Source organism: Mycobacteroides salmoniphilum, assembly GCF_004924335.1.
GTDB lineage: Bacteria > Actinomycetota > Actinomycetes > Mycobacteriales > Mycobacteriaceae > Mycobacterium > Mycobacterium salmoniphilum.
The window spans coordinates 458010-475310 of the sequence record NZ_CP024633.1 but is presented as its reverse complement, the minus strand read 5'-3'; the positions used below and the strand labels follow the sequence as shown (position 1 = coordinate 475310).

Sequence of the window (17301 nt, the reverse complement as noted above, 5' to 3'; positions counted from 1 at the left end):
TTGCGCCCATGAAACGGCTTGTCACCTGCACGGCGGTAGTGACCATGATCGGCGCGGTCCTGACCGCGCCTGCCGCGCACGCGGCACCCAAAACGGTCACCTACAGGGTGTGGGCGGAGTACGGCCCGCTCGTCGCGGCAACCATCGGCTACAACGAGGCCGATGGGTCCCGGCACGGCGCGATGAATCCGCAGCTGCCGTGGGGGAAGGACGTCACGTGGACCGATGACACCAAGCATCCCCTCATCAATGTCACTGGATACAACACCGGCGACGGCCCCCGGATCTTCTGTCAGATCCTCATCGACGGCCAGGTGGTCGATGAGGACGACCGAGTGGAGCTAGCCACCTGCAGCTACGCCACCGACGGCCTACCCCGCGAGCACTGCATGCGCGGCAATTCCGGTTCCATTGTCGGCATCTTCACCAAGGTGGATGGTGACCCGTGCAGTCGCGCTCAGTGACGCCAGCGGTGTGACGATTCGGCCCATTGGGTCGCCGTAGCCGTGGTAGCTTCCGGCCCAAAGCCAGAACCGGGAGGACACCGTGAAGCGAACGTTGGCGGCGGCAACTGCAGCGACGGCGGTCGTTGGTCTGGTCCTCCCCGGGACAGCGCAGGCCGCGCCCCCCAAGGTGACCTATCTGGTGTGGGCTGCCGGCAAGACACCGGAGGCCGGCACCATCAGCTACGGCGACTATTCCGGACTGCCACAGGCCGTCAACGATGTCAAGTTGCCATGGTCGGTCACGGTGACCTGGCCGTATAAAGACACCGTCAAACAGGTGACGGCAATCTGGGGCACGGGCCACATCCATTGCCGGATTCTGGTGGACGGTCAGACCGTCCTATCCAACGACGGTGAGAAGACTGTCAACTGTCAGGACCGAATCGTTCCGCTGCCCCCTGATTAGGTTCAGATAAAGCTCAGACAGCGGCCCGGAACCGGCGCCTCACCATCCGCACTGGAAACGCGATGACGTCTGCGATCGTTGCGATCGGCGACTTCTCAAAGAAGTTGTCCGGGAACGAAAGCTTGAACACCTTTTTGTAGACGCTTCCCAGCTGCTTCGCCATCGAAGCCTCGTGGTAAGCGATGCCGTACTTGTCGCACATCGCGCGGACCTCGACCGCAATTTCTGCATAGCGGTACGCGGGGAGGTCGGGGAACAGATGGTGCTCGATCTGATAGCTCAGGTTGCCCGACAGGATGTCGATGCCCTTCCAACCGGTGAAGTTGGCCGAGCCGAGGATCTGGCGGTAGTACCAAGCAGCATGGCTCTCGTCCTCGGTCTCTTCGATCGAGAACGTCTGAACCTCTTCGGGGAAGTGACCGCACCAGATCACCGACGATGCCCACAGGTTGCGGACCAGGTTGGCCGCCATGTTTCCGAGGAAGGTAAACGGCGCGCCCGGACCCGAGAGCAGCGGGAAGATGACGTAATCCTTGAGCGCCTGCTTGCCGGCCTTCGCGCGGAACCTGGCAAGCCCGTCCTTCATGTCGGACCACGACTTCTCACCCTTGAAGAACTTCTCCGACTCGAGCTCCTGAAGCGCGGTCCCCCACTGGAAGAAGATCTGCAGGGTGGCACAGAAGACGGGGTTGAGTAGCCAGATCGGGTGCCACGGCTGCTCCTCGGTCATGCGCATAACGCCGTAACCCTCGGCGTCGTGGTCTTTGCCGACGACGTTGGTGAAGGTGTGGTGCACGTAGTTGTGCGTGTACAGCCAGCTGTCGGCGTGGATGGTGTTGTCCCAGTCGAAGTTCTTCGACGTAAGAACCGGGTCCTGCATCCAGTCGTACTGGCCATGCATGACGTTGTGCCCGATCTCCATGTTGTCGATGATCTTCGACAACGACAGAGCGGCAACGCCGGCGAGCCAGGCCGGGGGGAACCAGCCAGCCCACAACAGCGCGCGGCCGGCGAGTTCGAGCTTCTTCTGCTTGCTCACGATGTCGCGGATGTAGTTGGCATCCTTTTCACCGAGGTCGGCGACGATGCGGGCACGCAGGGCGTCCATCTCCTTGCCGAACTCTTCGATCTGCTCGGAAGGCAGTTTCTTGAGGTCGTTCGGCCTGGCCGGGGGTGCGTACGTGGTCGGCTTCTTCTGGTTCTTCTGCTTGCTGGCAGGTGCGAAAGTAGTCATTTTCGGGTCTCCTTCAGGGCGTTGATAGAGGCTGACTCGGCGTTGATCAGAGGGCGATGACGACATCGCCAACGGGTTTGTTGATGCAGAGCTTGACGTTGGTGTCAGGGTCGCTGCAGAGGTCGCCGTTGAGAACGTTCTGTGTTGTTCCGCTGTCCTTCTTGCGAACACACGTGAAGCAGATGCCGATGCGGCAGCCGTACTCCGGGGTCAAGCCCGCGGCCTCAGCTTGCTCGAGGATCGTCTGGCCGTTGTTGGCGATAGCCAGGTTCGACTCGGAGAAGGTGAGGTCACCTTCGGCATCGTCGGTGCCGACGGTCCGAATCGGAGCGGCGAACTGCTCGAGGTGGAGCTTGTGCGCGAGACCCTCGGCATCGAAGATCTCACGGACTGCGTTCATGAGCGGCATCGGTCCGCACAGATATGTCTCGGCTTCTGCGTAGTGGCGATCAGCGGCGAGCAGGTGCTCCTTGCTGAAGTAGCCCTCGAGGTCTCCGTCTGCCGCTTCGGTATATGCACGGAAGATCCTGACGCCGTCGTACTTGGCCTTGATCTCATCGATTTCAGCCTGGTAGATCACGTCGTCCTTGGTGAACGCGTAGTGCAGGAAGGTGATCTTTCCGATATACGCCTTGTCGGTGAGTGTGCGCAGCATCGACATCACCGGCGTGATTCCCGAACCACCACTGATCAGCAGGATGCTTCGCGGATGCGGTAGCGGCAAGTAGAACTCGCCTTGCGCAGCCGAGATCTGTACGACCAAGCCGGGCTCGGCGTTAGCCAGCACCCAGGGCGAAACAAGTCCGTTCGGGTCTACTTTGATCGTGAGCTCGATCTGGCCGTCATGGCGGAACTGCGAATTCGCCGGCGAGTAGCAACGGGTGCGGCGGATGCCGTCGATCTCCACCGAGAGCTTGACATACTGTCCGGCCCGGAAGCCCTTCCAGTTGGCATTGGGACGCAGCGTCAAAGTGACGCTGTCCTTGGTCTTCCGGACGACGTCGGTCACCTCGGCGCGGGTTTCAGTCATGGACCACAAAGGGTCAAACATCTCGAAGTAGCGGTCAACTCCGTGCGGAGTGGTGGCCGCCTTGACGAACGAGGAGGTCAGCACCCGACGCGCAAGCCGAGAAGAAGTCAAAGCCTGAATATTGAGAGACATGCTTGGCTCCATTTCGGTTAACAGTTGTACACCAATAACAGTATGACAGGACGTCTTCGGTCGCAAGTCATGTCGCCGTGATCCTCACAACGTCGAGATATTATCCCAGTTCACAGCATATATTTATAAAGTTCTTCACTGCGCTGTACGGGCGATGCGTCTCTGCGACCAATTCACTCAGAGTTCTCATAAAAAGTGCACAGTTGCATACCAATCGCAGCGACAGCAGGAACCATGCCCAGCACGAATGCTCAACCGGCCCGGAGCCCGGAGCGTGAGTGACACGGGCCTGCTGTGAGTGATACGGGATTGCACAGACATCTACCGAGCCCGATTCCGGCAGGTAAGACCGTGAGCAACACCTGGGCCGTGTTGGGCCCGGTTGTCATACCCGGCCGCTAACGTCGCGGTGTGGCCAAACCCCGCGCGCAGTATCGCTGTTCGGAATGCCAGCACACCACCGCCAAATGGGTGGGCCGCTGCCCCGACTGCGGAACCTGGGGCAGCGTCAGTGAAACCGCCGTGCTGTCCTCGATCGGCGGGCTGGGCGCCGTACGCGCGGTGGCCCCGGCCACGGCAGCGGTACCGATCACCAGCATTGCGACCGATGACACCCAGCATCGGCCCACCGGCGTCTCCGAACTCGACAGAGTGCTCGGCGGCGGTGTCATCACCGGCTCGGTGAACCTGCTGGCCGGCGAGCCCGGAGTCGGGAAATCGACGCTACTGCTGAAGGTTGTGCACCAGTGGGCGGTCTCGGGCGGACGAGCCCTGTACATCAGCGGCGAGGAGTCGGCGGCGCAGGTCCGCCTGCGGGCCGAGCGCACCGGCTGCGTGCACGACGAGGTGTACCTGGCGGCCGAATCCGATCTGCACAGCGTGTTGGGTCACATCGATGCCGTCAAACCCACTCTGGCAGTGATTGATTCGGTGCAGACCATGTCGACCACCGATGCCGACGGGGTGACCGGTGGTGTCACGCAGGTGCGCGCGGTGACCACGGCACTGACCATGGCCGCAAAGTCGTCCGGTGTGGCGATGGTGCTGGTTGGTCACGTCACCAAGGACGGCGCCATCGCGGGCCCGCGGTCCCTGGAACACCTGGTCGATGTGGTGTTGCATTTCGAAGGCGATAAGCACTCGGCGTTGCGCATGGTGCGCGGGATCAAGAACCGATTCGGCGCTGCCGACGAGGTCGGATGTTTTGAGTTGCGCGACAAGGGAATCGAGTGTGTCACCGACCCGTCCGGGTTGTTCCTGGAGCATCGCGAGAACGCCGCGGCGGGCACCGCGGTGACGGTCACCCTCGATGGCAAGCGCCCGCTACTCGGCGAGGTGCAGTCCCTCGTCACCACATCGACCAACCCCTCGCCCCGGCGCGCGGTCAGCGGGCTCGATCACGCTCGCTCGGCGATGGTCACCGCCGTACTCGAGCGTCATGGACGAATTCCCTTGGGCAATAACGATATATACATGGCCACGGTGGGCGGGATGCGCATGACCGACCCGGCCGCCGATTTGGCCGTCCTGATGGCGGTGGCCTCCGCGTACACCGATATCGCGCTACCGGCCAACATGGTGTTCATCGGCGAGGTCGGACTGGCGGGCGATATCCGGCGCACCGCCGCCGTGGGCAGACGCATCGCCGAGGCGGCACGCCTCGGATACACGCACGCGGTGATTCCCCCCGAAGGCGACGACCTACACCCCGCCGGAATGCACCTGCTGCGGTGTCCGACCGTGGGCAGGGCCCTCGAGGTGCTCTCGGAAGCCCGCCGAATCGAACCGGAGAAGCGCCCGAGCCTGCGGCTGGCGCAACGATTTACTGACTGACTACCGCCAGGGGACGCTGGCGTCCTCACCGCTCCAGCGCGCCGGGGGGATCATCGGTTCACCGGAAATCCCAGACGTCCCCACATGCCGCTGCGCCGCATCCAGGTGCTGACTCATCCTGCGTTCGGCCAGCTTCCTGTCACCGGCGATGATCGCCTTGGCGATCTCGCGGTGCGACCGAGCGGCTTCGTCACGATCGAACTGACTGATGCGCTGCTCCGCCGCGGCCCAGCGCACAGCCTGCTCGATCGCAGCGAGAACCGTTGTCAGAATGGCGTTTCCACTAGCCCTTACGACGAGCTCATGGAACTCGTGATATCCGGTACCGTCCGGTGCGATACCGCGCTGCGCCGCGGCGAGAATCTCGGCGCGCACTTCGTCTGACGCGAATTCCGCCACATGCCCAGTCGCCGAGGGTTCGAGCATCTTCCGGAACGCCAGCAGGTCCCCCCACGTAGCTCCGGTGAGCGTGAGCAACTGGACCAAGGAACGCGCAACCTGCTCGGGCTCCGGGTGGCAGATGCGAACCCCGGTACGCCCCTGCCTCGTCTCGGTCAGCCCCTCGGCCTCCAGGAGTCGCAGTGCCACTCGGACCGTCTCACGGCTCACTCCGAGCTGGCTGACCAGCTCAGCCTCGGGAGGTAAGGAATCTCCGGGCATCAGATCGCCGCTGAGAATCCGGCGGCGCAGCATTCCGGCGATCACGTCGGGCGCCTTCGCCGCCATCGGCCTGGTCACGGGGCATAGCTTAACGCTCCGCTACTTAGTATACTAAGTAGCCATGGTGAATATTCCCCCGTCGTCGGTCCTCACCGGAGCGTTCCGCCCCATGCGCTTCGAAGCCACTGTCGAAGATTGCGTGACCACGTACGGCGAGATACCCAAGGACCTGGCGGGTGGCTTCTACCGCGTCGGCCCAACCTTCAAACGGCCCGGAAGAAGCAGCATCACCGGACTTCTGGCCATGGACGGCATGGTGCAGGGGCTAGTGCTCGACAACGGGCGCGCCGACTTCCGAAACCGGTGGGTCCGAACGCCCAAATATCTCTTCGAGGAGAAACATCAGCGGGGGATGTTCCAATGGGCCGACGGTGAATGGAGCGATTGGCGCAATATCGGATACGGGCCCGTGGTTCGCGACGCGGCCACCCGCGGAATCCCGCAGGGCACCAATAACATCAACTGCTTCCCGTTCGGGGACGAAATCCTGGCCTCCGGCGAACAGGGCAGCCCACCGGTGGCCCTGGATCCGATCACCCTGGAAACCCGCGGAGTCGTTCCCTGGTCGCCGCAGCTGGCGCGCGGCATCTTCGATCAAGCCGGGTTCGGCGATGCGGCATTCACCGCGCACCCGAAATGGGACCAGGCCACCGGCACCCTGTACGGATGGTCCTATTCCAATCGCCCGCCCTACGCGACGGTGCACGTTGTTTTACCCGACCACACAGTGATATCCCGCGAATTACATGACGCCCCATATAGTTCCGAAGTTCATGACATGTGGCTGACACCGGAGTGGATCGTGCTGCCGTTTCAGGGCTTCACCTTCGACCCGGACAGGGTAAGCAAGGGACTATCCGTGCAGTCCTGGGATCCAGGACTGCCAACAATGCTGGCACTCATTCCTCGCAGCGACATCCAACACGGCGAAATACGCTGGATAACAGCGGAAATCGAATCCCAATACATCATGCACACCCTCGCCGCCAACGTCAGCGGTAACACCATCACGCTGGACGCGCCCATCTTCGAACGCCCACCGTTCCCCCTCGATATCGACGGCTTCAAGGGTGATGACGTCTCGTTGTTTTTCAACTTGGCTCGAAGCACGATGGGCCGGTGGACCGTTGACTTGCAATCCGGTGCGGTGACTTCCGAAATCCTCGATGATCGTCCGTGCGAGCTTCCCAAGGTGGACGAGCGGTTCTACGGCCGGGGCCATCAATGGGGGTATCTCATCGGCGGAGACGCCAGGGGTAACGGCATGCGAATGCACAGCCTGATCGTCCGGGATATCGGAAGCGGTGCCGAACAGGAGTACCGACTACGGCACGAACGCCCGGCGCTCGTCATGGAACCGACATTTGTCCCCCGCACTCCGGACGCCCCCGAAGGCGATGGATACCTCATGGTGCCGGTGTCCAGGTGGACCGAAAATCTTGGTGAATACGTCATTTTCGACACCCACGACATCACCGTCGGCCCCGTCTGCCGAATCGAGATTCCGTTCCTGCTCGGATTCACTCCACACGGCCACTGGAAGGACTTCCGATGAGCGCACCAGCAACCGCTAGCCTCAGCGCGACCGAAGAGACGGCCCTGCGCGAGTCTGTCTACGGAATTGTCTCAAAGTTCGGCAACGCATACTTCACCCATTGCAGCGAGACACTCACACACCCGACAGAACTCTGGGACGCCCTATCGGAGGCCGGTTTTACCAATGTGAACCTTCCCGAAGAGTACGGCGGCGGCGGTATGGGCCTCAGCGCACTCAACATCGTTGCCGAGGAGTGCGCCGCGGCCGGCTGCCCACAGATCATGTTGATGATCTCGCCGGGGATCGTCGGCAGCATGCTTTCCCGCCACGCCACGCACGAACAGAAGCAGCGCTGGCTCGTCCCGATGACTGAGGGTGCAGCCAAGTTTGCCTTCGCGATCACCGAACCCGATGCCGGCTCCAACACTCATAACGTAGCCACAACCGCACGACGAGAGGGGGATAAGTACTACATCAGCGGGCAGAAGACCTTCATCACCGCCGTCGACCAAGCCGATGCGATATTGGTCGTCGCCCGTACTGGCACCGATCCGAACGGACGGGGCCGGCTGTCGACATTCGTCGTGGACCGCGAGTCGCCCGGTATCTCGATGACCCGCATTCCGATGACCTTCGAGATCACCGACAAATCGTTCACGGTGTTCTTCGACAATGTGGAGGTCACGCCGGATCGGCTCATCGGGACTGAGGGCGGCGGACTTACGGTGGCCTGGGACGGGATCAATCCCGAACGGGTGATCATCGCTGCCATCTGCAATGGCGTCGCCCGCTATGCCATGGACAAGGCCGTCGCCTACGCGCGCCAGCGGCAGGTATGGAATATCCCGATCGGCGCGCATCAAGGCATCGCACATCCGTTGGCCGAAGCGAAGATCGCGCTGGAATCCGCACGACTGATGGCCCGCGAGGCGGCCGCGCTCTATGACGGCGGATCAGATGCAGCGGAGGCAAGTACGATGGCGAAATTCCTGGCCGCCGAGGCGGGAATCCGGTGCACTGATCAGGCCATCGAGGTGCACGGTGGCAGCGGGTTTACCCGCGAGGTGGCGTTGGCGAACATGTACGAATTCGTGAGGTTGTTCAAGACGGTGCCCATTACCCGCGAACTGATCCTCAACTACGTCGCACAACACAGTCTCGGGCTACCGCGATCGTACTGACAGAAAGGGGCACAGCGCTTTACGGGCTGATGCCGAGCCGACGCGATGCGCCGTCACCATAATGTCGATCTGGGTCGATGATCACGAAAATACCCTGTGAGCTGGCCACCATATTGCCGTCGATCCACGCGTTCGCACTGGTGTAGAGCTTGCGCCCGGCCCTGCCGTGCACCGTGCTGTCGAGATTCACGGTCGCCCCCAACGGAATCGGCTTACGGTAATCAACCTCCAAATGTGCTGTCACCGCTACTAATTGGGTGATCATTCCCGAAAAGCCCTGCAATTCATCGAAAATCGCCGCCATCACGCCGCCGTGGATTACCCCTGGCCCGCCCTCAAGAGCGGGCCGCACGACGAATCGGCCCGTCACACCAACCCCGTCACTGGCGTAGAACCGGACTCCCCAGAGGTCCTCGTCAGCATGCGGTGAGGCGAACCGGCGCGGCCAACCCGCGATGAGCTCGGCGCCCGCGGCCGGAGCTTCTGGGCCGCGACTAACCGCCTCTAGCCCCTCGGGCAACGTCCACGTCGACATGACCACGTAATCTAACTGCGGCGAACCGAGCCTGGAGAGGGAGGGGCGCGATGGACAACGCGGAAGCCAACGCAAGGATGCGGGAGACCCTGGCTCGGTTGGCGCCGGGCACACCCCTGCGCGACGGGCTGGAACGCATTCTTCGTGGTCGCACCGGAGCGCTGATTGTTCTCGGCTACGACGACAAGGTCGAGAGCATCTGCGACGGCGGCTTCTCCCTTGACGTCGCCTTCGCCCCCACCCGACTTCGCGAACTGTCCAAGATGGATGGCGCCGTGGTGCTGGACACGGACGGATCGCGCATCGTACGCGCCAATGTGCAACTGGTGCCCGACCCGTCCATTCCGACCGACGAGTCCGGCACCCGGCACCGCTCCGCGGAGCGCACCGCCATTCAGACGGATTACCCCGTTGTGTCGGTGAGCCATTCGATGAACATCGTGAGCGTGTACACCGCCGGTATCCGGCACGTGGTCATGGATTCGGCCACGGTCATGTCGCGGGTCAACCAAGCGGTATCCACCCTGGAGCGCTACAAAACACGGCTGGACGAGGTGACCTCGTCGCTGTCTACCGCCGAGATCGAGGACTTCGTCACCCTGCGCGACGTCATGACGGTGGCGCAGCGCCTGGAGCTGGTGCGCCGGATCAGTCAAGACATCGAACTCGACGTCATCGAGCTGGGCACCGACGGCCGGCAGCTCAAACTGCAGATCGGCGAGCTGGTTGGCGACAACGACACCGAACGCGAGCTGCTGGTCCGGGACTATCACGCCAACCCCGAGCCACCATCGCAAGCGCAGATCGCGTCAACTCTTGAGGATCTGGACGCCCTCTCGGACACCGATCTGCTGGATCTGACGGTGCTGTCGCGGACATTCGGATACCCGTCCACCGTCGAAGCCCAAGACACCGCGATGAGTTCTCGCGGCTACCGGGTGATGACACACATCCCCCGATTGCAGTTCGCGCATATCGACAGGCTGGTCAGAGCCTTCGGATCTCTGCAGGGGCTCCTGGCCGCCAGCGCGACCGACTTGCAGTCGGTGGAAGGCATCGGGGCCATGTGGGCCCGACACATCCGGGAGGGGCTGTCCCGGCTCGCCGAGTCGACTCTTACCGAGCAGACCGGCTAGGCCGGCGGAGCCGCTGGCGGAGGTGCGTCAGCGGGCTTCTCACCGATGATGAAAGGCACCGGCGCACTGCGCAGATCTCCGAGCTGTACCACCAGCGAGTAGGTTCCCGGGCCGATGGCCGGGCGGGGCAGCGGGCAGTTCGGCGCGGAACCCATTCCGGTCCAGGTGACCTCGGTGGTCACCTGCTCCCCCGGGTTGAAGGTCTTGATGGAGTTCTCCTGCGACGGAGCGCAGTCCAGGTTGGCCCAGATCCGCTTGTTGTCGATGCTGAACACCGAAGCGGCCAGCACGGCGGCACCCACATCGCGCTTGCATTGCACCAGGCCGATGTTGGTGACCACCATGGTGAACTTGGGCTGCTCACCGGCAAGATAACTGGGCTTATCGGTGGAAGCCTTCACCGCAAGCGTCGCGTCCGGGCAGTCGTCACCGGGGTTCAGGGCCACCGGCGGCACCAACTCGGGCTTGGCAATGGGCGGTCCGTCATGGACCGGAGCGTCCGCAGGCTTATCGGTCGACTTTTTGATCTCGTTGGGCGGCAGGATGACCGGCTGACCGGCGGGGGACGCCGCTTCGGCGGGCTGATCCGCGGCCTGGCTATCGGCTCCTGCACTGCCACCTACCAGCGCAAAGATCACCGCGGCGACGATGGCAACCACGACCACCGCCACGCCGATCGCGAGGGCGCGGCGCCGCCAGTAGATCTCTGAAGACAGCGGGCCTGAGGGGTGCATGTCAATCACGATTCAACGGTAAGCGCAGGTCACTACGGGATGGCCGACCTCGCTCGGCGTGTCGGCGAGCTACACAGACTTCACAGTGCTATTTGGGGGACCGCTTGGGGGCTATCTACAGCCATCCCCGTCAGTTCACGCAGGGAACGCCACTGCTGCTGCCGACCACCGGCTTACCCGAGTCCGGCGGCGCGTAGTCACCAGAGGACTCCGAGCTCGACGAGCCGGACATCGAGCTCGCGGTACCGCTGTCTTCTGCGCTCAAGACATCAGATGGCGCGGAGTACCCGTCGCCCAACATGACTCGAATTCGTCCGGGCGCCAACGTCGGATCCACGCTGGGCTTCGCGTCGATACCCAACATGGTGGACATCGCCTTGGCATCGACATCGGCGCCTGCGCCGTAATCGATGGTGGTACTGGTCGATTCGCCACTTAACGGATCTCGCACGTCGCCCTTGGCGTAGCCGCGGCTAACCAACGCCGACGAAATCGTTGTCGCCAGACCGGAGGTCGAGGTGGCGTTCACGACATCGACGGTGCTGGTGGGCGTCGCCGGGGTGGACGCGGGCGCCGAATCTCCACCGGTGAAAGCAGCGGCCACCTTGGCCCGGATCGCGACCGGGTCAACGATGTTGACGTCCGCACCGTTGATGGTGTCGTACCGCACCACGGGCAGAGTCTGGAAGTTCACATTGCCGTCCGCGATCTGCCCGATGCGCTGGAATTGCTTCTCGGTCCAGCCTTTTGACAGCACGACATCCTTGTGGACGACGTTCATCAGACCATTGAGTTTGGTGATGTCGGTGAGGGTGCCGGCATTGCGCAGCTGCTGCATCACCGAGATCAGGAAGGCCTGCTGGCGGTGGGTGCGATCGAGGTCGCCGTTTTCCAGCCCGTGGCGCTGACGCACGAACGCCAATGCCTGTGAGGCGTTGAGAGTTTGTTCTCCCGCCTGGAAGTTGGCACCCGAGTAGCTGTCGTAGACGGCGTTATTCAGGCAGACGTTGACCCCACCGAGCTCGGAGGCTAAGTCGTAGAAGCCGACCAGATTGACCTCGGCGAAGTAGTCGATGGGCTGACCGGTCAGACGGTGGACGGCATTGAGCGTGGCACGGCGGCCGGCCTCGCGGCTCTGCTGCTCCAGCGACGCCTGATCGGTGATGCCTTCGTTGACGAGCTTGTCCGCCTCATTGGCCTTGGTCAGGCCATAGGCTTCCTTGATCTTGATGTGCTTGTAGCCGGGTATGCCGTCGGCCGGGACCCAGTCGTCGCGGGGGATCGAGAATGCGGTGACCTTGTTGTCGGCGCCCACGTGCACGAGGATCAGGGTGTTGGTGTTGTAGCCGCCCGCATCCGAATCACCGGCGTGCAGCTGGTTCAGGACCGCCTTCGGCAGGTCGTTGCCGTCCTGATCCTTCCGCGAGTCAAGGCCGATCAGCAGCATGTTCATCGAGCCGTCGCTCGACTTTCCGCCTTCGGCCTCCGCCCCCGAAGTGGGGACGTGGCTGAATGCCTTGTAGAACACCTGCCAACCGGCGCCGGTTACCACCAGGCTGCCGCAGGCCAGCAGTGCGAAAATGACCCGACCGGCCGCAGTTTTGCTTACCGACCAGCGGTTATTCGACTTAGGTAGTGCGTGCTTCGGTCGGCTGCGACCACTGTCGCGGCTCATCGGTCACTACCCCGATGCGGCAGCAACGTACACACCGAACTACCCATCCCTCCCCCAGAGAAATCTGCATTCGTCCTAATTCTCCCATCACAGACAGCAAGATGCCATGTGACGTTTGCCGAATGGGCTTTGACCTGGGGGGTTGAGGTTGTTACTCGTCAATGTCGCCGACGTGGCCGTGCAAAACGACGCGTCCGTCGGCGAGTTTGTAGGTCAGATACACCAGCGCGAGCTTTTTGGCCTTGACCGCATCGGCCACCACCTGCGAGCGCTGCAGCAGCTTGATGCCGGTCTCCTCGACATGGCGGGCCTCGAACTCATCAATGCGGGTCAGCCCGTCCTTGCGGCCACCCAGGATCGAGGGCATCACCCGCACCACCAGATCCCGGATGTACCCGCCCGGCACCTCACCGGTGTCCAGGGCCTGCACTGTGGCGCCCACCGCGCCACAGGAGTCATGCCCCAGGATCGCGATCAGCGGCACGCCCAACACCGCCACCGCGTACTCGATCGAACCCAGCACCGCCGAGTCGATCACCTGCCCCGCGGTGCGCACGATGAACATGTCGCCCAGGCCCTGATCAAAAATGATCTCCGCGGCCACCCGGCTATCCGAGCAGCCGAACAGCAGCACGTGGGGGTTCTGACCGTTAGCCAGCTCGGCGCGACGCGTCACGCTCTGGCTCGGGTGCTGTGGATAACCGCCGACAAAACGCTGGTTACCCTCTTTGAGTGCCTTCCAGGCGGACCTCGGATCAGCTGTCATACCCGTCATTGTGCCCTGACGAACTTTTGGATTGGTTCGATGTCGCCGAGCGGGATCTGCCGTGGCGTCATCCCGAGGCGACACCGTGGCACATCCTCATCAGCGAGGTGATGCTCCAGCAGACCCCGGTGTCCCGCGTGGAACCGGTGTGGCGGGAATGGGTAGCACGATGGCCGGCACCGTCCGCGATGGCGAAAACGTCTGTGGCAGAGGTGTTACGTGCATGGGGCAAGCTCGGCTATCCGCGCCGCGCCATGCGGTTGCATGAGTGCGCGACGGTGCTGGCCCGCGACTATGACGATCAAGTACCCGACGAGGTCGAGATACTGCTGACGCTTCCGGGCGTGGGTGCGTACACGGCACGCGCCATTGCCTGCTTCGGGTACGGGCAGCGAGTTCCCGTGGTGGACACCAACGTTCGCCGAGTAATCGCACGGGTCGTACACGGCGTCGCAGACTCGACTCCCTCGGCGCGGGATCTGCGGGACGCCGAGGCACTGCTGCCCGCCGACAACGGGGCACGGTTCTCGGCGGCGCTCATGGAGTTAGGCGCCCTGGTCTGTACCGCGCGCGCACCGCAGTGCCCGCTGTGTCCACTTAGTTCCTGTGCGTGGCACGAGGCGGGCCACCCCGAATTGGACACACCGGTGCGGCCGGTGCAGAAGTATGCCGGTACCGATCGCCAGGTACGCGGGCGACTGTTGGATGTATTGCGCGGCAGCAGCATTCCCGTAACGAGGGCGCAGCTCGATGTGGTGTGGCTCTCCGATATCACCCAACGCGACCGCGCATTGGATTCACTGTTGGTCGATGGATTGGTGGAGCAGACCACGGATGGGCGCTTCGCGCTGGCCGGTGAGGGTGGATCACTGTGACTGGACACAACACGCCATGAAGCTGCAACGCCATCCGAACATGCCAGACGACTACCAGAAACTACTTCGCAAATACGGTCCAGGAACGCTCGCGGGGGTTTTGAGACTGCTGGCACCCAACGGTCCACCAGGATTCGACATGGCGACGGAGGCAAAACGGCATCCGCGGCCACATCCCGACGCAACACTGTGGGGGATATTCGACTCTGGCGAAACATGCTGGTGGTTTCCCATTCGCGAACGCCGCAGATGGTTCGTGGTGATCGTCGGCAACGGGCAGCAACAGTTGAACGTGAGCCCGATTGAATTCTTGCTTAGGTGGAACAACGGAGAGTTAGACCTACCCGTGCTGTCCTTCCCTCCGATACGCCGCGGATGGAGCATGACCCCTGCCTGCGAGAAGGTCGCCATGCCTGCAGTCATCGAAATCGGCGATCGAGATCCCTTGGCACAGCTGGAGTCGTTGATCGGTCCACGGCAGCCGCGCACTCACAATTGGCATGAGATCGAGAGCGAGCTCGGGTTTGGATTGCCCACCGACTACAAGCGCCTCCACGACGCGTACGGCCGTATGCACCTCAACGGAATCTTCGTCTCCGCACCCGATGAGGTGTGGCATCTTCACGATATGCACGCATCAGTCCTGGATGATGCATTCGAATGGAGGAAGCCAATGGCGCCCGGCGGAATGTTGTTGTGCGCCACCACCGAGGGCCGATCCATGTTGGTCTGGGACACAGCCAACGACGATCCAGACGCCTGGCCGCTCATCGTCGACGGCGGCGACGGACGAATGCCTGGGACTCTCACCGAGCTGCTCGTCGGTGAGCTCACTGACACCGGACCTGGTCTCACGTCCTTCGAGCTTGGCGACCCCGCCGGATGGGCGTGGCCAATCTGGGGTCCGGACCCGCCATGGTGAGGGCGGCTAGCCAACGGCCGTCGCGAAGGTCCTGCGGTAATCGGTGGGTGTGACGCCGACGCCACGGCGGAAGTGATGGCGCAACAGGATCGCGGTGCCGAAACCGCTGCGCGCCGCGACGGTATCGATATCCAGATCCGTCTGTTCTAACAAGCGCCGGGCCAGCAGCACTCGCTGGTCGATGATCCAGCGCATCGGCGTCACACCGGTCTGATCGGCGAACTTACGGGCGAATGTGCGGGTCGACATGTGCACACGCGCAGCAAGATCGTCCACCGTGTGCGTCTGATCGATGTTCTCGATCAACCAATCGAAAAGTCCGCCAAAGCCGTTGGTTTCCACATCGGGCACTGGCTGCGGGATGAATTGACGCTGCCCACCCGCACGCTGCGGCGGTACCACCATGCGTCGCGCGATCTTGTTGGTGATCTCGCTGCCCAGCTCGCGGCGCACCAGATGCAGACAGGCATCGATACCCGCCGCGGTCCCGGCACTGGTGATGAGATTGCCGTCGTCGACGAACAGCACGTCGCGATCGACGGTCGCTGTCGGATGCCGGCGGGCCAACTCATCGGTGTGCATCCAGTGCGTGGTGCAGCGGCGCCCGTCGAGCAGGCCGGCGGCACCCGCGATAAACACTCCCGAGCAGACGGTGAGTACGGTCGCCCCCCGCTCCGATGCGGCGCGCACAGCATCGAGTGCCTCCTGCGGGTAGCCCCGGGTAAACGGCCGCGCCGGAATTGCGACCAGGTCGGCGTCGGCCAGCCCATCGAGTCCACGCTCCGGGATCAGTGAGGCGCCGACCGAGGTACGCAGTGGTATGCCGGCCTCGGGTCCGCAGACCCGGAAGTCGAAGTTGGGAACGCCGTCGGCGCTGCGGTCGATGCCGAAGACCTCGCAGATGACCCCAAATTCGAAAACGGCAACCCGATCGAGGACCAGGGCCGCCACCGAACGCAACATGGCTGAATATTATCGAAGAACGTCAATTCCGCCACTGTTGGCATGATATTTATCAGAACACAATTAGTGCCATGACCATCTTCGCCGCCATTCTCGTCCTCATATCCCCGTTCGCCCTGGCGGTCGCGCTGAGCTGGATCGCCCGCCGGAACAAGACCTTCCGAATCCACCTCGATCAGTTCCGGGTCGCGGCGCCCCTCGGCGGCACCTTCGCCGACGACCGCGACCTGCAACGGCAGCTGCATGAAATGGAAGTAATCCACTCTCGGCGCTAGCGGACTACCGCCCTTCGTGCCCGGCAATGAAGTCCGTGACGGCGGACCGGTACCGCTGGGGAGCGTCGTCGTGAATCAGGTGACCCGACCCTTCTATCTTCAAATAGTTTGTCTTCCAACCTGTCTCAGCCATCTCGCGCATCTGTCCGGCCGGCGCCACCGTGACTGACGCCTCCAGTAGGAGCGACGGGCAACGCACCCCCAACCACTGCTCCCAGAATTCACGGACACCCCATTCCGCAGCAGTGGCAATCCATTTGTCGATCGGTCCATGCAATCGCCAGCCCTCGGGTACCTGGTCAAACGCCTCCAGAAAGTACTGTCCCGCAACGGGTCCAAACCTACTGGTGACATCCGCAGCGGACGTGAAGACTTCGGGCCAGGAGTACAGCCAGGGTTCCCAGGGGCCGGTGGTTCCGCCGACGAAATCGGGGGCCATGTCTTCCACCACCAGGGCCGACACCAGCTCCGGATGCTCCGCCGCCAGGCACCACGAATGCAGTCCACCCATGGAGTGACCAATGAGGACGGCTGGACCGCCAAGCGCACCCACCGCCTTCGCGAGGGCTTCGACATAGCGCTCTGTCGAAATCGGTTGGGAATCAATGACATCACGCCCCCGGTGCCACGGCGCATCATAGGTGTAGACCCGGCCCAGCTCACGCAGCCAGGGCAACTGCCGCGACCAGGTGCTCCCGCGCCCCATCAGACCGTGCACAAGGACGATGGATGGCGCCCCCGAGTCTTCCGGCAGACCGCCTTGGTCGAACAGGCGGTCAGGGTTCATGTCTGTCATCATCGCCCCAATCATCGCCCCGAATCATGCGGGAGCCCGCACGGT

18 protein-coding genes are annotated in these 17301 nt (G+C 62.9%); 9 read left to right on the top strand and 9 right to left on the bottom strand.

Annotation, left to right across the window (positions count from 1 at the left end; genetic code table 11):
• Positions 1–8 precede the first annotated feature (8 nt).
• Both DSM43276_RS02390 and DSM43276_RS02385 read left to right on the top strand, forming a co-directional pair.
• Positions 9–464, top strand: coding sequence for an MmpS family transport accessory protein (locus DSM43276_RS02390; RefSeq protein ID WP_078324634.1), 456 nt, complete (start codon positions 9–11; stop codon positions 462–464).
• A gap of 82 nt (positions 465–546) precedes the next feature.
• Positions 547–912 carry an MmpS family transport accessory protein gene (locus DSM43276_RS02385; protein ID WP_078331296.1) on the top strand — a complete coding sequence of 122 codons (366 nt, stop codon included), beginning with the start codon at positions 547–549 and terminating at the stop codon, positions 910–912.
• A 13-nt stretch (positions 913–925) separates the two neighbouring features.
• On the opposite strand, the gene DSM43276_RS02380 is transcribed toward DSM43276_RS02385, so the two are convergent.
• Both DSM43276_RS02380 and DSM43276_RS02375 read right to left on the bottom strand, forming a co-directional pair.
• Positions 926–2020 (bottom strand): fatty acid desaturase family protein, encoded by a 1095-nt coding sequence (locus DSM43276_RS02380; protein WP_234803116.1) that lies wholly within the window; start codon positions 2018–2020, stop codon positions 926–928.
• A gap of 172 nt (positions 2021–2192) precedes the next feature.
• Positions 2193–3308 carry a ferredoxin reductase gene (locus DSM43276_RS02375; RefSeq protein WP_078331298.1) on the bottom strand — a complete coding sequence of 372 codons (1116 nt, stop codon included), beginning with the start codon at positions 3306–3308 and terminating at the stop codon, positions 2193–2195.
• Between the two features lie 411 nt (positions 3309–3719).
• Between DSM43276_RS02375 and radA the strand changes: the two genes are divergently transcribed.
• Positions 3720–5141, top strand: coding sequence for a DNA repair protein RadA (radA, locus tag DSM43276_RS02370; protein WP_078331299.1), 1422 nt, complete (start codon positions 3720–3722; stop codon positions 5139–5141).
• On the opposite strand, the gene DSM43276_RS02365 is transcribed toward radA, so the two are convergent.
• Positions 5142–5879 carry a FadR/GntR family transcriptional regulator gene (locus DSM43276_RS02365; RefSeq protein ID WP_136628972.1) on the bottom strand — a complete coding sequence of 246 codons (738 nt, stop codon included), beginning with the start codon at positions 5877–5879 and terminating at the stop codon, positions 5142–5144.
• Between the two features lie 43 nt (positions 5880–5922).
• Between DSM43276_RS02365 and DSM43276_RS02360 the strand changes: the two genes are divergently transcribed.
• Positions 5923–7416 (top strand): carotenoid oxygenase family protein, encoded by a 1494-nt coding sequence (locus DSM43276_RS02360; RefSeq protein WP_211196704.1) that lies wholly within the window; start codon positions 5923–5925, stop codon positions 7414–7416.
• Entirely contained in the window at positions 7413–8579 is a 1167-nt protein-coding gene (locus DSM43276_RS02355; protein WP_078331301.1) for an acyl-CoA dehydrogenase family protein, read from the top strand. Before DSM43276_RS02360 ends, DSM43276_RS02355 begins: the two co-directional genes overlap by 4 nt.
• A 19-nt stretch (positions 8580–8598) precedes the next feature.
• Here DSM43276_RS02355 and DSM43276_RS02350 read toward each other — a convergent pair whose 3' ends face one another.
• Positions 8599–9114 (bottom strand): PaaI family thioesterase, encoded by a 516-nt coding sequence (locus tag DSM43276_RS02350; RefSeq protein WP_327084873.1) that lies wholly within the window; start codon positions 9112–9114, stop codon positions 8599–8601.
• A 50-nt stretch (positions 9115–9164) separates the two neighbouring features.
• Here DSM43276_RS02350 and disA point away from each other — a divergent pair, with 50 nt between their 5' ends.
• On the top strand, positions 9165–10250 hold the full coding sequence (gene disA / locus DSM43276_RS02345; protein WP_078331302.1) for a DNA integrity scanning diadenylate cyclase DisA: 1086 nt from the start codon (positions 9165–9167) through the stop codon (positions 10248–10250).
• On the opposite strand, the gene DSM43276_RS02340 is transcribed toward disA, so the two are convergent.
• The 3 genes from DSM43276_RS02340 to DSM43276_RS02330 form a co-directional block, all read right to left on the bottom strand.
• Positions 10247–10990 carry a hypothetical protein gene (locus DSM43276_RS02340; RefSeq protein WP_078331319.1) on the bottom strand — a complete coding sequence of 248 codons (744 nt, stop codon included), beginning with the start codon at positions 10988–10990 and terminating at the stop codon, positions 10247–10249. The two genes, disA and DSM43276_RS02340, sit on opposite strands and share 4 nt — an antisense overlap.
• Before the next feature lie 124 nt (positions 10991–11114).
• Complete coding sequence (locus tag DSM43276_RS02335; protein WP_078331303.1) at positions 11115–12659, bottom strand: LCP family protein; 1545 nt, start codon at positions 12657–12659, stop codon at positions 11115–11117.
• Between the two features lie 151 nt (positions 12660–12810).
• Positions 12811–13425, bottom strand: coding sequence for a carbonic anhydrase (locus DSM43276_RS02330; protein WP_136628971.1), 615 nt, complete (start codon positions 13423–13425; stop codon positions 12811–12813).
• Between the two features lie 26 nt (positions 13426–13451).
• Here DSM43276_RS02330 and DSM43276_RS02325 point away from each other — a divergent pair, with 26 nt between their 5' ends.
• Together DSM43276_RS02325 and DSM43276_RS02320 are read left to right on the top strand one after the other, a co-directional pair.
• Positions 13452–14300 carry an HhH-GPD family protein gene (locus DSM43276_RS02325; RefSeq protein WP_109556181.1) on the top strand — a complete coding sequence of 283 codons (849 nt, stop codon included), beginning with the start codon at positions 13452–13454 and terminating at the stop codon, positions 14298–14300.
• Between the two features lie 409 nt (positions 14301–14709).
• Positions 14710–15222 (top strand): hypothetical protein, encoded by a 513-nt coding sequence (locus DSM43276_RS02320; protein WP_211196703.1) that lies wholly within the window; start codon positions 14710–14712, stop codon positions 15220–15222.
• A 6-nt stretch (positions 15223–15228) separates the two neighbouring features.
• On the opposite strand, the gene DSM43276_RS02315 is transcribed toward DSM43276_RS02320, so the two are convergent.
• Positions 15229–16185, bottom strand: coding sequence for a helix-turn-helix domain-containing protein (locus DSM43276_RS02315; RefSeq protein ID WP_078330396.1), 957 nt, complete (start codon positions 16183–16185; stop codon positions 15229–15231).
• Positions 16186–16256: 71 nt separating this feature from the next.
• Between DSM43276_RS02315 and DSM43276_RS02310 the strand changes: the two genes are divergently transcribed.
• The gene (locus DSM43276_RS02310) at positions 16257–16460 is read left to right on the top strand and encodes a hypothetical protein (protein WP_078292596.1); all 204 of its coding nucleotides are present in this window, start codon (positions 16257–16259) and stop codon (positions 16458–16460) included.
• Between the two features lie 4 nt (positions 16461–16464).
• On the opposite strand, the gene DSM43276_RS02305 is transcribed toward DSM43276_RS02310, so the two are convergent.
• A complete protein-coding gene (locus DSM43276_RS02305) occupies positions 16465–17247 on the bottom strand; it encodes an alpha/beta fold hydrolase (RefSeq protein WP_078330451.1) in 783 nt (260 codons plus the stop codon).
• Positions 17248–17301: the final 54 nt, after the last annotated feature.